Source organism: Cytophagaceae bacterium ABcell3 (genome assembly GCA_030913385.1).
Classification (GTDB): Bacteria; Bacteroidota; Bacteroidia; order Cytophagales; family Cytophagaceae; genus ABcell3.
On the sequence record CP133159.1, the window covers coordinates 354,109 to 371,341 of the forward strand.

The 17,233-nt window shown below is 40.0% G+C and carries 14 protein-coding genes; 8 read left to right on the forward strand and 6 right to left on the reverse strand.

What is annotated here, in order from left to right; translation table 11 throughout:
- Positions 1–539 precede the first annotated feature (539 nt).
- The 4 genes from tssD to RCC89_01675 are packed head-to-tail and all read right to left on the reverse strand — an operon-like array spanning position 540 to position 5,359.
- On the reverse strand, positions 540–935 hold the full coding sequence (tssD, locus tag RCC89_01660) for a type VI secretion system tube protein TssD (GenBank protein ID WMJ71882.1): 396 nt from the start codon (positions 933–935) through the stop codon (positions 540–542).
- Positions 936–974: 39 nt separating this feature from the next.
- Positions 975–2,342 carry a DUF5458 family protein gene (locus RCC89_01665; GenBank protein WMJ71883.1) on the reverse strand — a complete coding sequence of 456 codons (1,368 nt, stop codon included), beginning with the start codon at positions 2,340–2,342 and terminating at the stop codon, positions 975–977.
- Positions 2,343–2,357: 15 nt separating this feature from the next.
- On the reverse strand, positions 2,358–2,804 hold the full coding sequence (locus RCC89_01670) for a hypothetical protein (GenBank protein WMJ71884.1): 447 nt from the start codon (positions 2,802–2,804) through the stop codon (positions 2,358–2,360).
- Positions 2,805–2,815: 11 nt separating this feature from the next.
- A complete protein-coding gene (locus tag RCC89_01675; GenBank protein ID WMJ71885.1) occupies positions 2,816–5,359 on the reverse strand; it encodes an ATP-dependent Clp protease ATP-binding subunit in 2,544 nt (847 codons plus the stop codon).
- 359 nt (positions 5,360–5,718) lie between these two features.
- On the opposite strand from RCC89_01675, the gene RCC89_01680 reads away from it, so the two are divergent.
- The 7 genes from RCC89_01680 to RCC89_01710 are packed head-to-tail and all read left to right on the forward strand — an operon-like array spanning position 5,719 to position 13,059.
- Positions 5,719–6,582 (forward strand): TssN family type VI secretion system protein, encoded by an 864-nt coding sequence (locus RCC89_01680; protein WMJ71886.1) that lies wholly within the window; start codon positions 5,719–5,721, stop codon positions 6,580–6,582.
- Between the two features lie 3 nt (positions 6,583–6,585).
- Entirely contained in the window at positions 6,586–7,743 is a 1,158-nt protein-coding gene (locus RCC89_01685; protein ID WMJ71887.1) for a hypothetical protein, read from the forward strand.
- 10 nt (positions 7,744–7,753) lie between these two features.
- Positions 7,754–8,233 carry a type VI secretion system TssO gene (gene tssO, locus RCC89_01690; protein WMJ71888.1) on the forward strand — a complete coding sequence of 160 codons (480 nt, stop codon included), beginning with the start codon at positions 7,754–7,756 and terminating at the stop codon, positions 8,231–8,233.
- Between the two features lie 24 nt (positions 8,234–8,257).
- On the forward strand, positions 8,258–8,773 hold the full coding sequence (gene tssO, locus RCC89_01695) for a type VI secretion system TssO (GenBank protein WMJ71889.1): 516 nt from the start codon (positions 8,258–8,260) through the stop codon (positions 8,771–8,773).
- A 2-nt stretch (positions 8,774–8,775) separates the two neighbouring features.
- The gene (locus RCC89_01700; GenBank protein WMJ71890.1) at positions 8,776–9,678 is read left to right on the forward strand and encodes a PKD domain-containing protein; all 903 of its coding nucleotides are present in this window, start codon (positions 8,776–8,778) and stop codon (positions 9,676–9,678) included.
- Positions 9,679–9,713: 35 nt separating this feature from the next.
- On the forward strand, positions 9,714–12,098 hold the full coding sequence (gene tssR, locus RCC89_01705; GenBank protein WMJ71891.1) for a type VI secretion system protein TssR: 2,385 nt from the start codon (positions 9,714–9,716) through the stop codon (positions 12,096–12,098).
- 4 nt (positions 12,099–12,102) lie between these two features.
- Complete coding sequence (locus tag RCC89_01710; protein WMJ71892.1) at positions 12,103–13,059, forward strand: hypothetical protein; 957 nt, start codon at positions 12,103–12,105, stop codon at positions 13,057–13,059.
- A 242-nt stretch (positions 13,060–13,301) separates the two neighbouring features.
- Here RCC89_01710 and RCC89_01715 read toward each other — a convergent pair whose 3' ends face one another.
- Entirely contained in the window at positions 13,302–15,143 is a 1,842-nt protein-coding gene (locus tag RCC89_01715; protein WMJ71893.1) for a type VI secretion system baseplate subunit TssF, read from the reverse strand.
- Between the two features lie 5 nt (positions 15,144–15,148).
- The gene (locus tag RCC89_01720) at positions 15,149–15,586 is read right to left on the reverse strand and encodes a GPW/gp25 family protein (protein ID WMJ71894.1); all 438 of its coding nucleotides are present in this window, start codon (positions 15,584–15,586) and stop codon (positions 15,149–15,151) included.
- 268 nt (positions 15,587–15,854) lie between these two features.
- Between RCC89_01720 and RCC89_01725 the strand changes: the two genes are divergently transcribed.
- Complete coding sequence (locus tag RCC89_01725; GenBank protein ID WMJ71895.1) at positions 15,855–17,171, forward strand: erythromycin esterase family protein; 1,317 nt, start codon at positions 15,855–15,857, stop codon at positions 17,169–17,171.
- Positions 17,172–17,233: the final 62 nt, after the last annotated feature.

Consider the following 17,233-nt stretch of genomic DNA (forward strand, 5'->3'; position numbering starts at 1 on the left):
ATTATGTTGTACTTCCTTTTGATCGAAACCGGGGCTCTCTTGTACCGTTGTGAAAACTTGTTTTTATATATCACAGATTTAAATTTTTTTTTTGTACCAGAAACTCAGCAATGCGGTAACTGCAAAAACTACAGCTACTGTTGTATTTGAAAAAGTAATAGGAAGAAGCCCTAAAATAGTTGCCCACAAAGCAGTACTTAAGAAAAAAAACTGCGTCTGCGTAAAAGATGCCGTTGTGTCTTCTGCATCATAGGCCCGCGGGCCATTCTTTACCCCACAATAGTTTATGAATAGAATAAAGTTAAACATCGCCTAAAAAGGTAATCATGCCGTTGAACCAATTTAAAATATAATTATAAGTAAAGCCCCGAGTATCCAACATAAGCATCTGGTATTCCGGCATATATTCCTCTATAAAGCCCAGTCTCTAACAATCTTTTCCCAAGTACAAACTTATCTAATGTAAACAATGCCGCACCCGGACAATCATAAATTATAAACAGCGGACAAGTCCGGGCGCAACATCATTAATTCAACAATTAAGCCTTAGGCCAGCGGTTGTCATGTTCCGCGTTGCCCATCTTAATTGTTTCAGCAGAAATGGTAAATTTGATGGTCATAGGCGTTTCACCTTTTACATCTATACCTTCCTGGTAATATACAACATAGCTATTGTCAAAAGTCAGCTCTTTCATTTTAGCATCTTCGTCATGTTTTTTGAACGTGATGGTTCCACTAAATGGTTTGAATTGACTGTTTACCATCTTTTCGATGATACTTGTGTCGGCAGTAGACTCAATTTCAAAAGTGATGCGCCCACCATATACGTTGGAAGACGGTCTCCCTTTAGGATCTGTGTCTCTGCTCATGTTAAAGGAACAATTCAATACGTCGAATTTAGTTCCTGCGATATCAAGTTCTGCTCTAAAAGCCATAATAAAAAAGTTAAGTTGTTTGAAAAAAAAAGAAGAAATTTATGATTGGTTGTACTCGCTGTTCCATGATGTACCATCATCGCCCTTTTGCCCGTCAAGCCTTACAACAAAGCTTTTTGCAGGGAAGAAAGGTGTGATGTGAATGTCGATCAGAACCCTATCTTTCTGGTTGGGATCCTGCTCTAGCCTGTGGATTTTAAATTTCTCGATAAGCTTATCAGGCCCCTGAATGCTATCAAGAAACTTTACAATCTGGCTTCTAAGATCGGCTTCGAGCCTGGAAGTCCAGTTTTCGAATGCCCGTCTGTTCAAAAAGTCAAAAAGGACTTTTGTTATATAGTCAAACACCCTTACTACAGAGTAGGTCTGCAGTCCAAGGTTGTCGCCATTGAAAAGTGTTTTGGCTGAAAATGCCATTACTTTTCCATACTCGTTTACCATAGGCACCAAACCTATTTTTTCAAGATGGGAAATCTCACTTTTCTTAAGACCAAAACTCACGGCATCAACCTCATTAATGCTACCATGCTTTTTACCCGCTGTAACCTGCGACATCATGGTATAATACATTTTTCCGGCAAGTGCCGCAGAAGGTGGCACCAAAAGGTCTTCTTCCTCTCCCACTTGTTCTATTTTGCCCCTGCCCACTATCCAGTTGCAGGTCATAATAATATTGGAGCGGAACAGGTCACCGCCTGTATAGTTGCCATCGGTAAACAGGTCTACAACATCATCGGGTGAATCGAGGTTGGCGAAATCCGTTACAAGCATCACCTTGTTTTCATGTGCGATTTTGGCCCATTTTTCCACCACTTTGTTCGGCCCCATATATCCAGGAATCACCAGCAAGGAATAATTGTCCCTCAAGTCTAGCCTGTCATAGTTCTGCTTTAGCTCAGCCGCCACATAATCGATAAACCTTGAATTGTCCAGATCAGTAACTTGATCCATGGAAGCATTCAAGACCGTAATATTATTGATTTTGTCGGCTTCAGTATTTTTATAAAATAGGGCCACAGAACGGTAGCTCTGCTCAAGGTCACGGAAAGACTTTAGCGCATTGCCCAAGTTCTTGTTCAGGAGCGATTGAGACTCCTCTGCCTTTTGCTCACTTTTTTCAACAATGTCCGCAGCGCTTCCACCTTCGCTCAAAAGATCTACCCAAGTCTCTAGGTTTTTCTTAAGTGCCTCCCGCTCGTTTTTTTTGCTTGGATCTGTCATGAATATGTTTTTCCGAGCTTTCCTTCCCGGATTAACATTGGCCAGTCCGTCTATAACAGACTCTAAAAAGGAAAAGCCTCCTACTTTGTCCAGTTTGTTGAGACTGCTCTCCAATTGCGACGCCACCTGTTCTTTAGTCTCTAAAGCCGGTGCGCCTTGTACAGTTTTGTCTTCTTCTAATGCCATTAATGAAAGTTCTTTTTAGTCCTGTGATTTTAGTTCTGCAAGCAAAGCGGTAAGCGCATCGATCAAAGCCTTGTTGCTTTCAGGGTCTGCCAACAGGTTCTGCAAAATTTTATTGCTCTTGAACTGCTTGGCAATTTTACCATATTGATTAACTTCAGTATCTAGTTCAGATAAATAGGGACTGTTTTTCACCACATTCTTTGCCCCAAAGTCTCCTAGGTTGGCAAACCTGAACTCTTCCTCTTTTGTCCCCCCTTCCGAAGTTTCAAATTCTACCTTACACACTGGTTTAAAATGCTCAAACACCTCTTCCACAGTCTTCAGCCCATATACAGCTTCCGGCTTAGGAGGCTCATTGGCGGTAAGTTTCTGTACAAGTAAAGTTTTGTTATTGGCAATCTCGGAAATTGCTTCTGAAGCATCTGCTTTTACTTCATTTCCACCTATTCCATAATTGTACATAGAATTGTCTTTTATAATTTAACATGTTCTTTTTGAACTGAAGGCAGTTCTGATAAACCTGCTTCAGTATGACTTTTATTTATTTCAAATGACAGTTCCTCTTTACCATCGGGCATGTCTGCGTATAGCACATCACCTTTACCAAGCTTTCCGGACACCAGCATTCTGGCAATTGGCCGGCGCAAGCGGTTCCTGATGACAGCACTCAATTGACGGGCACCGTATTTAGGGGTAAAGCCTGATAGTGCAAGGCTTTTTCTGGCCTGCTCTGAAAGGCACAACTGTACGCCCAACTTGTTAAGGCTGCTGAACAGAGAGGCCAATTGTATATCCAGTATCCGTACCACATTGTCTTCAGCAATAGGCGCAAAAGGAACGATCTCACTGAGCCTTGCCAAAAATTCAGGCCTGAAATTTCTCCCCATAACATCCATAAGCTGCTGCGAAGAGGGAATCAGCCCTTTCTGGAACTGCTCCACAACCCACTCGCTACCAATATTAGAGGTAAATATTATAATGGCATTGCTGAAGTCCCCTTCTTTGCCCAGTTTGTCATGCAACACCCCTTCATCCATAATCTGCAAGAAAATATCAAATACCGAATGGTGAGCTTTTTCAATTTCATCAAAGAGTACCACAGAATAAGGTTTCTGCCGGATCTTATTGACAAGCATACCGCCCTCTTCATATCCTACATATCCCGGAGGAGCCCCGTAAAGCAGCGCAGCAGAATGTTCCTCCTTAAACTCTGACATATCAAAGCGGATCATGGCCTTTTCGTCATTGAAAAGGAATTCAGCTATGGCTTTCGTAAGTTCAGTTTTTCCCGTACCGGTAGGGCCGAGAAAAAAGAAGGAACCAATAGGCTGCCCTGCCTTAAGTATCCCACTACGCGACTCCACAACCGTGTCCGAAAGTATTTTAATGGCATGGTCCTGCCCGATTACCCGCTTCTGCAGGTGGTCTTCAATAGACAGCAACTTATCTTTTTCCCTAGCCTGCACTTTACCAATAGGGATGCCTGTTTTATGCGCTATCACAGAAGCCAGGTCATGTGTGGTCACCTCTGACTTGGTTTCACCCAATGCCTCCCTAAGACCTTGAATAATGGATTCAAGTACCGGCTGCAATTCCTCAGACGACTCTGCATCAGCCACATCCTGCTGCTCATCGAGCCGTGCTGAAAGGATAGGACTGATCCTGTTAAAAAGTGTGGCATAAAGCCAGCGAAGCTCTGTCAGTTTTTCATCTTCAGGAAGTTCTGACTGTCCCATAGCCGTTACTTCTTTTTCCAACAGCAGGATTTCCTCCTCAGAAGTTTCTTTCATCATCTTAACGGCGGCCATTGTCCTGTCCAGCAGGTCAGCGGCTGCATCAGGAAGTCTTTTGTCCTTAATATACCTTTTGGCCAATCTCACAGATTCCTTAATCACGTGCGGGGACACATCCAATTTATGATGCTCCTCGTATTTAGGGATCAGCCCCTGCACCATTTTAGCCGCCGTAACAGCATCCGGCTCATGCACTGTAAGTGTTTCAAACCTGCGGTTAAACGCTTTGTCCGGTTCAATGATCTTTCTGAACTCTTCCTGGGTAGTGGCTCCTATAATGGTAAGCTCGCCCCGTGCCAGTTCGGGTTTCAGCAAATTGGCCACACCTGATCCTGCTGGGCCTTTAGGGTCTGTAAGCGTATGAATCTCATCTATAAACAAGATGGCCTTTTCAAAGCTTTTCAGGTCTTTAATGATTTTCTTCAGCCTGTCCTCCACTTCTCCTTTATAAGAAGCTCCGGCAAGCAACGCTCCTGCTTCCAACTCAAAAACAATTGAAGACTTGAGGTTTTCAGGCACTTTACCTTCTATAACCTTGGAGACAAAACCATCAACCAAAGCAGACTTACCCACCCCTGGCTCTCCAAGGATCAACACATTAGGCTTACTCCTTCTCCCAAGAACCTCCGTCATCATCAGCAACTCCTTATCCCTTCCCACCACAGGGTCGGTCTTCCCTTCTTTAACACGGGCATTTTTATCTGTACAGTATATATACAAAGCACCGGTACCGGCATTTGCGGGAACTTGCAATAATGGTTCTGCACTTTGCGCAGCAGGTTTCATTCCTGTAGTGCCTATTAGGGCATCAAGAATTTCTTTTTCCCTAAGCGGAAGCGACTTAAGCTGATCAGCAGAATAGCCATAGCCAGGCTTCACAAGTGCAGCAAGCAGACATACCGGTTCTATAAGATCCAGCCCGACTTTAAACCTAATATTTTCTGCCTCTTCCATAACCTGAGCCACAGCATCGTCAGGCGAAAGTACATCGGGCAGCTTCGACACTTTAGGGCACTCGTCTATTCTCACCTCAGCCCATTCAGACAGATAGGAGATGTCCTTATCCAGAGATTGCAGAAAGCCATGCAGCCCGCTCTCCCTGTGCATAAGTGCACGAAGAAGGTGGGACACTCCTAAGCACCCGTTCTTATTTTCTCTGGCAAAAGCCTGAGCAATCCTCAAGACAGCTCTTGAGTTTTCACTTATATTTAACAAATGACCCATGTAAGAATACTAAAAAAGACAGCCTATAAAACCCATAGCTACCCGAAATACATTTTCATGTAGGCATAAACATACAATTCAGGCAAAACAATTTTATGATTTTTTTACAAAAATATATTAGACTAAACAGTAATTATATGTTACAACACTTAATGTACAAAGGACGAATAAGCTTAATGTTTCCGAAATATTATAAAAAAAAAATCTCTAAACAATTAAATAGATAAAAAAGTTACGCTTTTCTTAAAAGGTATGAAACTGTAATATTTTTTATTACTTTTACATTCAGTTTTGCAGCTTTTCCTCTTCCTCCAAACTGCAAAGCTTTGTAAGAAATTTTCTGGCATTTACCAAAACATATGAAACCGGAGGGCGTTTTCACCAACTATATTTTGTTGCCACTGGTAACAATCATTTTTGCAGCAGTACTTGTAGTGCTGAACAAGAAAAATGAAGCCTTAAGCAATAAGGCTTTGATAGTATTTATATTGCTCTGTGGACTTATCTTAGCAGTTCCGGGTTTGTTTACCTTTGCCGGCACCTTCTTTATGCCTGGCTTTTATATAGCCACTCAGCTTATTTTTCTCTGTTTAGGCTACCTCTATTCTAAAAAAACAGAAAGTTTTTTCTCAACAGGCAACGATATAAACGACAAATCCATGAGCCTGCTTTGCACCGTACTCATATTGTGCCTAGGCAGCTACCTCTTTTCATTGATCTTCAACAAGCTTGGGAGCTTACAATATGGGTTCATGGCCAGCACCTGCACTTTTACTTTAGCACTACCCATGCTATTTCGTTGGACATACCATGCACTACTGGACATACCAACCGAAATTTATAAGCTTTGGAAATACAACCCCAACTACCAAGAGCCCACTTTTACATCCGAAACACTAGAAAGAATAACAATTTTAGAAATAGAGTTGAGAAAAAATCCGGAAGACAGTGACTTTATCAATGTAAAAGCCAAAGCTCCACTAGACTTTACTTTTGATGAATGGTTTCAAATGTTCATCCATGACTATAATGTCAAATACTGCGACAATATAATACAGTATTGTGATGAGGACGGAGAGCTTTACAATTGGATGTTCTACCTTAAACCCTCCCTGCTTAAAAACAAAAGATTTATAGATTACGACAAAACTATAGAAGAGAACGGTCTAGCCAAAGCTCCTTGCACAATTGTGTGCAAAAGGGTGAACAGTAAACAACACTAAGATATGATCTATCCTTTAAAGAACTTCCCGGTCAACTGGGTCGATGGCATGAAGATTTCCAAAGACCACTTCATTGATTCAGATAAACACTTTACTGACTTAGTAAGAGATGCTATATCAACACGTATAACAGCACATAACTTTGGGCTCCTCCCACCCATACAAGGAGAAACCGATTACATAAATTTGAAATTTTCGGAGAATGGCGGCAATGGTGCAAAAGTTGAAATGAACTACTGCAACGCTATAACTCCAGGCGGATTCAGGATCCAAATAGATACAAGAAATGAAAACTCTTACTTGACTTGCGAAGCCAAAAACCTGTTGGACAATGCAAATTCAAGCGAGACCAATTTATTCAATATAGTTCTTGTAGCTAACCCTTACCAAAGAACACCTAAAGGAGAACCTTCACTAGAAGAAAACCCTCCAAGGCACCCGTATACTGGAGTTAAGTACCATCTGGAAATAATGAACTCCGAACAAGTAAAAGCAGGCGAATTAGGGCCTTATTTCTTTGTAGTCGGCAGAATAGTTAACAAAGGCGGCATGCTTTCCCTGGATGAATCTTATATTCCGCCATCCACAAGCATAAACAGCCACCCACAGCTACAAAACTTCTACGCTGAGTGTATCAAAACTTTTAAAAACGTTCACCAAAATGCGCTAAGCGTTGTAAAAAAAATACACCTCAAGAGCAACCCCTCTCCTTTGGCCACTAACTTTTCTGAAGTTTGCACCAAAGTGTTAGCTTTTATTGCACAAAACAACTTTGCCTTAAAAAACGAAATCCCAGAGCAGCCGCCGATAAAGCTGATCTCACTAATGTCATCATTGGCGGGTCTTGTGCACACCTCATTAGAATGCATGCACCCGGAAGAAAAAGAAGAACTTCTAAAATACATTTACGAGTGGTCATCATTAAGCCCAGGAGACTTGGACAGAACGCTTCTTAATACCATCAACATTGACTATGACCATTATAATATCAAGGCGTCATTGACAACAGTAAATGCATGTATGGAAACATTGATTAGCATATGGGGCAAAATGGACACCTTGGAGTTTATCGGGCAGAAAAAAGAAAATGTGGTGCTTTCTTCCCAAACTATACAGCAACAGGCAAAACAAACGGTGAAAAAGTTAAACATCTTTGACTAATAATTAGGACATGAATGCACTAAATAGAAAAGAGATTTTGCAGAAGTATCTCGTTTTCCTCGGTTACTTCACTGCTTTGCTTTTCATCACAATTAGTTGTGGCTTTTTTTTCCTAAAAGCGTCTAAAAGCTATGCCAGCGCTATAAAAGAAAGAAAAAAAGAAGTGGAGGTTTTTAACGAAAACATGGCGTCTCTATCTGCAAAGATGGACACTATAAATAATTACCTGGGCTTGCTCAATACAAACTTGGTATCTAATGAAGAAGCGCTGGAAAGAACAATTTTAAAAGTCAAAGAACAAGCGGTCAAAGAAATTGAGGCTTTGGAAAATGCTGGCGATAACCAATATGAATTTTACAAAACCATGCTTAAGGATGTTGACCTTATATTGGATTCTAAAAAATCGCTGCAAGAAGAAAAGGAAGAAGAGGACAACTACAAAAGAAAGCTGCTCGAGTGCAATAAGGCAAACTTACAATTTCGAAAATAATAAGATCCTTAACAAAATACTTATATGAAATTTTTGAAGATAAGTTCCGAAGAAAAGAAGCTCCAGCTAGCATATCTGGCAAGCCTCTGGCTTGGGCTTACTATAGTTTTTATGCTGGTGTTTTTAAGCAACTACGAAAGCGAACCTTTAGAAGACAAAGACGCTATAGCAGAAAAGGTAGCTGCCAAAAACAAATTGGTGGCAGAATTAAAAGGTAACCTAAAACACCTAGACTCATTAAAGGTAATGCTGGCAGGCTTCAACCCGGAAGTCAAGCAAGTACATCTTGAAAGCAGTATAAACTATGAGCTTAAAGCCCTTGAAAAGCTTTGGCAGTCAGACCAAGAGCTCGGCAGTCACAATACCTATATGCAGGCAGCTACCTTCTATAGTATGCTCTACTATGATAAAAAAGCAGTTGTCAATACCGTGAACAATAAAGCATTTCTTAAAAAGAATTTAGAAGAGTGCGAAGTGGGTTTTCAGCAAAACCGCAATAACTTAAGTTTACAAGAGGTGCTAAACAATATGAACAAATAATTATGAACAGGAAGTTGATGTTAACCACCGCTGGCATATACTTGGCAATAGCCGGTCTGGTATTTTCTGTTTCAGCAGTTTTTAAAGAACAACCTATTAGGGCCTCTGTAAAACCTAACAGGATTGTGGCAGGAGATAATATTTACTTTGCTGACAGTACACGAAATGCCGAACATGTGAAGTGGGAGTTTGGCAATGGTGAAAGCACCGAGGAAGAAAAAGGCAAATACGCTTTTGCTGAAGCTGGCAACTATTTGGTGAAACTAACTGTGGACAAAAAAAAGGAAAAGACATTTTTGGTTCAAGTGATGCCACCGCCACCAGTTGCAAGTGGCGACTCTATGATTATGATAATTGCCGGCACATCCGGCATTGCTGGGCAAAAAATTCACTTTAAGGCTTTAGGCAAAGGCATTGAATGGTGTGAATGGAAATTCGGAGTTAGCGGGAAAATAGACGCGAGAAACCCTGAAGCTTTCTATACATTCAGAAAACCGGGGGTATATAACGTAACACTGGAAACTAATCTCAACAAGAACAAACCTGCCAAACACAAGATTACCATTTTGCCACAATATGAGGTTACTGAACCTGTATTGACAGAAAAAAAACCTAAAAAAAGTGGCGGGGGCGGCGGGGGCGCACCATCTAGTGGAGACCTGCTGGATGTACTTCAGGCAATCGCACGAGGCGAGAATTTTAACGCTAATTACAAATTAGCGGTTAACAAGTTTTTATGCGCTAATCCTAATACACCAGTAGTAGTAAACGATGCCATGTCTTCTGACTTTTACAGCTACTGTCAAAATCTTAAAATTAAAACTGGGCAAACTGTTGCCGATGTTCAAACCGAAATAAACCCAAATACCAACTGTGTTTCTAGGTTGATCATTAAACACCAATAGTCTTTAAAAAAACCAATAAGCATTAACAAACGACAATGAGCAGAGTTCTCTTAACTTATTTCCTGCTACTTACTGCATTTTATGTAACAGGCCAAAGTCCAACAGTGGCTCCACGAAAAATAAAGTCTGTGGAAAAAAAGCCGCAAAGCTATGAGTATCCGACCGAAAAACCTGCAAGTAAAAACAATAAAGAAATAGAAAAGCCTTGGGTAGTATACTCGGCAAGAAGCAACAATATTACTTATACGGACAAGTCACTTTCTTCCCCGCTTGCAAAAGTACAGTTTTTGGACAGCTTTTATGTCGCTAAAGAAACCGATGTCGCTTTAGAGCTCATTAAATATAACCCAAGCAACTTAACTTCAATCAATAAAATAAACAGTGAAGATAATGTTGAGTACATTGGATGGGTAAGTCGTGCAAATTTGTTGCTTAACGACAAAAGCTTTTTAGATGCCAGTTCACTCCGCCCAACGAAATATGTTACCGTCTTAAACGGTTCCGAAATATTTAGTAGTTTAAAAAGCTATAGCAATGGCGACAAAATCAAGCTGTACTCAGACCCGGAACTTGTAAGGGAACTGCCTAAAAAAACATGCTTGTTTAATGAAATCGTATATGTTTACAAAAACCACGAAGGCAGGTCACTAATAGGGAAACAAGCCTCTTTTCAGACTGGTAGCGCAGGGGCTGTTATGCTAGGCTGGATACCTTCCGACTTTATTGCATCTTGGGGAATAGGATTGTGTGTAGAGCCTCACTCAGTAGAAGAAGACACCATTCATCAGTTTTTATTTCCTTCTACCAAGCATGCCTATAATTTCTCCACACAGCAGTCCTCCGCCGTACCGTTACAAAAAGGAGCCTGTGGTTATAACCCTCCATGGCCGGGCTTACCAGTGTTTGGAACTTCAAGAATGACCATTCAGAACCGCCCATATAATGTTTTGCATACAGGAACCGTCCTAAACGCCTTTGAAAACAGCAATGCTTATATCTTCAATATAAAAGGCAATAAAATACATTATTCAGACCTCTGTAATATGATCAACAATAGAGCAAAAACAAATATAGTTTTTGCTTTGAACAGCGGCGAAGATACAAGAGCTTATTTGCCTATTTTCCTAAACACACTACAGGAACTGGATACTTATCTTAAATCTAACATGGATGGCGAAAATTTTAGATATGGCTTTTATGATTGTTCAAAACCTGGCAATAACCAGAAACAATTTCATACAAGCTTTTCTAAGATCCTACCCGAGCTTACGAGCGTATCAAAGAATAGTGTAGAGTTTAAAAGACAAGCTTCTGCTTCAGGTATTATGGATGGACTTAACGGCATAGCTGACTATTTTACAGGCCACGAAGAAGAAACCAATATTGTAGTAATGATCAGCACTAAAGGTGACGATGGCTACATAGAGAACAGCTATAAAACAAGAAAGCTAGCAGAAACATTAGCCTCTAAAAACGTTAGGCTGATGTTTTACCAACCATACTCCTCTTCAGAAGATAAATACGAAGCTTTTATCAGCCAATCTAAAAGCCTTTTAGTAAAAACCGCTGAAAAAGCAGACCCTGCCAAAGAGGAGCTCATGGTCGGAAATATCCGCCAAAGGAATTACCCTAATTCTTTCAGAAGTATAGAAACAGGAGCCAGTAACCTATACTGCTTGGACTACCCTGAAAACTCAAACCATCAAGGCTTTCTGGTGTTTCCTACAGTAGGAAACAAAACCGATGCGGATTACTTATTGCGTGCTTTTGATAATTTGATATCTCAAATAAAATCCGAAAATAACCAAGTAATAGAGTCCGTCAGTAAAGTTTTTAACAGCCCGGGCGTTTTCAACAGCAAGCCCAATGCAATATTTACTAGTTATTTTGGCGGAAACAACTCACTGCCTGCCAATATGGAAAATAAATTTAGAAACATAAATCACAACTTCTTCGCCAAAGGAGTTGCCATATATCCATCAGACACCATTAAATACTTTAAACAAAGCCTGCTTCTTTCGGAAGAAGAATACCTGGACATGCTAATAACATTCAAAAGCATGAGGTTAGATCTCCTAAGCAATAATTTAAGTGCGGCCAATCAAAAAACCTGCTATAATTCCATGGTTAAAACAATGAAAAAAACACTTCCTGGTAATAAAGATGACTTTTATAACAACCTAAAACTTTCAACTTTTATATATAAAGCTTTTGGGTATTCATCCACCAATACAAGCTTGAAATCATTAAAGCCTAGCCATCTAGCATCAGCTTCAATTCCTAAACATCAGTTTAAGAAGGTTTTTGAAGAGCTAAACGCAAGGCTTGACAAGTTTTATGCCATACACAATAACGAGCAATTTATCCATCGGTCAAACGGTGTTACTTATTATAAAATAACTGAAGACTATTTGCCTTGATGTAATGGAAATTTTAGATAAAAACATATTAGAGAGGCTTCAGCACACCATTATTGATATGGACTTGGACCTGACTGCCGAATCTATAGTTTCAGGTTTAGAGCGGCTAGGCATTCCGCCAGAACAAATAGTTGTTCAAAACAAGAACACCTCTAAAAGGCCGTGCAGAAAGGACGTTTCTTGTTTTCATACAGATTTTATAGAATATGACGATAAAGAATACCTCTTCCTGCATGCTAACAGAGACGGTGTCTACGACTCTTTACCCGAGAATATATTCCATCAAGAAAAAGGCGGGCGAACAGAAAAGAACAAATATGAGGTAATCGACCAAATAAAAACCCACAAACAGGAAGAGGAAGATGCCAGGAAATTCTTTTTGCCATTTGAATGTGAGTACCAGCATATAAAAAATTTGCTGTATACAATAGAAGAAGATTTTGAAAAAGATGTCAATAACCCAAAACTGATCAAAATATTTTCCAATTTATGGCCAGTTTTAAACAGGCTAGACGATCATCATGGCTATATTTTTCTAAGAATCATACCCATGATCAATATTATTAGAAATGATTTTGAGTTGGTGGCAAGAAGTATGGGAATGATTCTCGATGCAGAAATTGATATTATCCCTTATATAAAACCATTACCAGCAGAGGAGACTGCAACTGTCCCTCTAGGCGTAGGTGAATTAGGAAAAAACATGATAACCAGTGGGCCAATAAGCGATGGCGAAACTGACCTAATCATAAAAGTAAACACCTTGCACGGTAATAATATGAAACAGTTCCTAAAAGGGGGTAAAAAAGAAGGGCTTGTGGAAGAAATAGCAGATTTTTTTATTGGTGCCAATTATTTTATTAAAGTTGAGGTAACATGCAAGGAGCAGAATTTTTCCGGCTTTAATCTCAACAAAGATCAAGTACTATTAGGTGTAAACTCTGTTCTGCAACCTTCTTAGCAAGTAGGAAATGGTTTAGTTTTTCATGGCATAGAAAATAACTATGGCACGCTGAAAAACGCCCAAAATGTTGACTTATTTTTTTTTGTATAAAAATTATGAGGGATAGGTACAAGGGTTTTTCGGTCATTTCTTAATTTACCGTGTACAGTAAATTGAGAGACTTTTAATCCAAATCTTTTAAAATTGTTTCTCAGGCAGGGCATTGTTCGATGCCCTACTAGGCAGTCAATCATGATTTCTTAATCTACAAGGACAATCTTAAAGCTAAGGTTAAGCGATGACCGCAGTTCCATTTTTGATTTAAAATTATTGATAATCCCCTGCCACTCATTTTCTTCCATTGCTTCTAGTGACCTCCTTTTTTTCTTCAGGTGTACCTCTACACATCTAACTAAGCCTTCGGCAGGGTTTTCACTAACCATGAGCCCTTTTTTTACACTAACAGAAGATATTTTATCGCCCAATTCATACATACAAAAAGCTTTAATATCCTCGGCGGTAACAATCTTGTTGTGACTGAGCATAGCATATTTATAAGCCTCTATATGCCTAGAAGGCTCTAAAGCCCGTTTTCCTCCACGTGTATTGGTAAGCAAAATGCAGCTATTGTTTTTAACAGCACTACCGAAATCCTGCTTAAGGATACTACCTGCATGTATGCCGTTGGCATATACACTATTTGTAACCCAGTATTCTAAGTGAAAATTCTCGCTCTTTTTCTGATATTCTACAGTAACATATTGACAGCTATCTTGGTGGGCGGTACTATTTTTATTGATTCGTTGCCCTATTTGTGCAAGCAATCGCTCTATGTCCTTTACGGCACTATTTACTGTATCCTGACCAAAGGTAGAAAAAGCAGCCGCTTCATCCCTGATCAAATCTGCAAGATATAATAAAAACTCCCTTGCGCCTCGCGCATCAATCCGCTCTGTACCATTCATCCTCACAGAGTAAGAACCAATGTTTCTCTGGTCCGCTTCGGTATAAGGTATTTGTTTATACTGCTTATTAGTACTATCAGTCAAACTTTTTACGGAGAGGAAAAACTCATACCCTTCGGTTTTAAAAGGCATCACGTTATTAATGCCTTTAAGCCTTTGCTGTTGCCTTTTAACAAGCCGATTAACAACTGGAAAGGCATTACATGAAATCTGAAAGTCATGCAAAATACGGTCTTCGATATTGGATGGAGCAAGAACTTGTATCCATAGCATTCGGTCTTTACGAAAATCTTCTAACTCCGAAGGAAGGAACAGGTCTTCTAACTCCTCAGGGAAATATCTCATAAGGTTTGCTACATCAGCTTTTTGCTTTTCTGTTCTTATAGAGACAAAATGATCATCATACAAATGCTTAACTTCCCTTTCTATCAATACCGTTGGGTCATATTCAGAAAAAAGGTTGCCTTCTTGTATTTTTTCGTCATATACAACTCCTTTGGTCGTGTTAATTTTATGACCATTGATATAAAATTCTGCAGCGTGTAAAACCTGAAAAAGCGGTCTTTTTGAATCGGTATTTTTTAGGTCAAAAAACAAGTTTAACCTATCGATATCTTTAATCTCAGCATGAAGCTTAACCCCTACCCAGATATTTCTATTTTGCGTTTCATAAGATTGCCCATTAGCTAACAAAGTTTTCTGACCAAAGTCATCCACTGCATATAGCTTATTGCCGATCAAAAGGTTACTAACTTCAGCATTGAAAATTTTCAATTGACCAACTGGAGTAAAGTTAAAGCTGGACTCAGGCATTCCAGCGCCAGACTTCTTAGAATAAGAGACATAAGTGGTATCCGAAAGCATATCTGAAGGCTCCACACTTACAGCCTTTGCAACTGCATGAGCAGGGTAAGGGCAGGACAAAATGCCAGGCGTCAACAGAAGGGCTATTTTTTCAAGAATCCTTTTTTCAAAAGTATGAATTTCTTGATGGGTTTTATGCAGTTCACCGGCCAACCCTTCTACAAGTAAACGAACAATAGGATCAAGCGCTTCGGTATTTTTTACTCCCCATAAAGCCGCCACATGACGCAACATCCTACCTTTAATATCCTCTTTATATATAGCCTCGCTCATGTTTATTAATTATAAGATATAGGACTCAAATACAACTGTGTATGAAAGTGGTACTTTTCACCAGTCTCTACCAGAACAGCATACACAAAAATATCAACCTGGCGCTTTATGGCTGCATATTTGTCTTTGATAAATTTCTTTTCCACTTCCGATACTTTAACCTCTACCTCTACATGCTCCAGCTTCTTCTCATTTTCAGAGATAGCGTTCAAGAGAGACTTTCTTAACTTCTCTTCCCATGTTCTCAGGTTCATGATCAAGTCGAAGTCCATTTCCCAGATTTCACATCCAAACGAAGGATTATGCCTATGCTCCCCATTGTGGCTTACAATGATAAGCTGAAGGTTTTGAGAAATAGCCTCACCGATATCACACTTTTTCAGCTCTTTATTTTCAAAAATCCGATTAAAATCAAGCGGAATCTTATAATATTCTGTATTCATTCTTGTATATTGCGGATATTTGCCTGCTCCCAGGAACCATTGAATTCGAACCCATAAATTACATGAATACATTTAGAATTCAAACAAAAGAAACAAAAATCAAGACCAGCACTTCAAGTCAGCTTATACCTATTGTTAGCAGTTGCACTTGAAGATATCCACTTCTCGATTTATCCCCTACCGCACCCAAAGCCCTACATCACAACTTCCAGCACCCATTTACCTAACATTAAGGCAAGCTCATAGTTAGCTATAATAAAGCCCTAATATGATGATAGGTAGAAACGATTTACTCCACATAAGTCCGGAAACAGCAAAAGGATATCATCCACTCCAAACGCCAGGAGACCTTGACCCTTTAATGGAAAGAATAGGCGAGGCCAAGTATGTATTACTGGGAGAAGCTACCCATGGCACGCATGAATATTATACATGGAGGGCCGAAATATCTAAACGACTGATACAAGAAAAAGGGTTTTCTTTTATTGCTGTAGAAGGGGACTGGCCCGATTGCTACAAAATCAATCGATGGGTAAAAGGGTATAAAGATGCCGGAGAAAAAATCACCGATGTTTTAAAAGAGATTAAACGATGGCCAACTTGGATGTGGGCAAACTGGGAAACAGTAGCGCTGACGCAATGGATGCAGGTGCACAACCAAGGTTTAGCCAATGACAAAAAAATAGGATTTTATGGACTAGATGTTTATAGCCTATGGGAATCTATGGAAACTATTGTTTCTTATTTGGAAAAAGAAGACCCAGAAACTGCCAAATATGCGAAACGAGCCATAGACTGTTTTGAACCATACGATATGCAAGAGGACGCTTATGCTTCTGTAATGAACACCCTTGACCCGACCTGTAAAGAAGAGGTGGTAAAACTGCTGATGGAGGTAAGAAAAAACGCAGACCAGTATAATGGAGATAGTGAAGCTGGGTTAAATACAGAAATCAATGCGCTGGTTATTAACAACGCCGAAAAATACTACCGGGCTATGTCTCAGTTTGGAGACATTTCATGGAATGTGCGAGACAGACATATGACCGAAACGCTGAACGCCCTTATGGATTTCCATGGTCCTGACGCTAAAGTTATCGTATGGGAGCACAACACCCATATTGGTGACGCCAGATATACAGACATGGCAGACGACGGTTTGCTGAATGTCGGGCAGCTAGTTAGGCAGCAGCATGACGAAAAAGATGTGGTGCTGGTGGGATTTGGATCTTATGAAGGCTCTGTCATCGCTGGACGAATGTGGGGAGCTGAAATGGAGGAAATGGAAGTACCGCCAGCCGCAAAAAACAGCGTAGAAGATATACTGCACGCTGTATCTTCAGACAATAAGCTGTTAATATTTAAGGACAATGAAAACCTAAAAAATGTATTCGAAAGCTGGTTGCAACATCGAGCTATCGGGGTTGTCTATGACCCCAAGAGAGAAAAGCACAATTACGTACCAACTAAACTCGCAAAAAGGTATGATGCTTTTCTTTATATAGACAAGTCAAAAGCGGTACACCCGCTGCACATAAAACCCGATGGATTGCTTACGCCAGAAACTTTTCCTTTTGGGGTATAGGGTGAAAAAGTATGCAGCAGTCCTATTGCGTGGGCAAAAAGAAAAAAACAGCCAAGCATATA

What these genes read in the sequence shown, in the direction of transcription:
- RCC89_01725 (WMJ71895.1), top strand. Translation starts at nt 15,855, where the DNA reads ATGATGATAGGTAGAAACGATTTACTCCACATAAGTCCGGAAACAGCA.
- RCC89_01665 (WMJ71883.1), bottom strand. Translation starts at nt 2,342, where the DNA reads ATGGCATTAGAAGAAGACAAAACTGTACAAGGCGCACCGGCTTTAGAG.
- tssR (WMJ71891.1), top strand. Translation starts at nt 9,714, where the DNA reads ATGAGCAGAGTTCTCTTAACTTATTTCCTGCTACTTACTGCATTTTAT.
- RCC89_01685 (WMJ71887.1), top strand. Translation starts at nt 6,586, where the DNA reads ATGATCTATCCTTTAAAGAACTTCCCGGTCAACTGGGTCGATGGCATG.
- tssO (WMJ71889.1), top strand. Translation starts at nt 8,258, where the DNA reads ATGAAATTTTTGAAGATAAGTTCCGAAGAAAAGAAGCTCCAGCTAGCA.
- RCC89_01675 (WMJ71885.1), bottom strand. Translation starts at nt 5,359, where the DNA reads ATGGGTCATTTGTTAAATATAAGTGAAAACTCAAGAGCTGTCTTGAGG.
- RCC89_01670 (WMJ71884.1), bottom strand. Translation starts at nt 2,804, where the DNA reads ATGTACAATTATGGAATAGGTGGAAATGAAGTAAAAGCAGATGCTTCA.
- RCC89_01680 (WMJ71886.1), top strand. Translation starts at nt 5,719, where the DNA reads ATGAAACCGGAGGGCGTTTTCACCAACTATATTTTGTTGCCACTGGTA.
- RCC89_01710 (WMJ71892.1), top strand. Translation starts at nt 12,103, where the DNA reads ATGGAAATTTTAGATAAAAACATATTAGAGAGGCTTCAGCACACCATT.
- RCC89_01715 (WMJ71893.1), bottom strand. Translation starts at nt 15,143, where the DNA reads ATGAGCGAGGCTATATATAAAGAGGATATTAAAGGTAGGATGTTGCGT.
- tssD (WMJ71882.1), bottom strand. Translation starts at nt 935, where the DNA reads ATGGCTTTTAGAGCAGAACTTGATATCGCAGGAACTAAATTCGACGTA.
- RCC89_01720 (WMJ71894.1), bottom strand. Translation starts at nt 15,586, where the DNA reads ATGAATACAGAATATTATAAGATTCCGCTTGATTTTAATCGGATTTTT.
- tssO (WMJ71888.1), top strand. Translation starts at nt 7,754, where the DNA reads ATGAATGCACTAAATAGAAAAGAGATTTTGCAGAAGTATCTCGTTTTC.
- RCC89_01700 (WMJ71890.1), top strand. Translation starts at nt 8,776, where the DNA reads ATGAACAGGAAGTTGATGTTAACCACCGCTGGCATATACTTGGCAATA.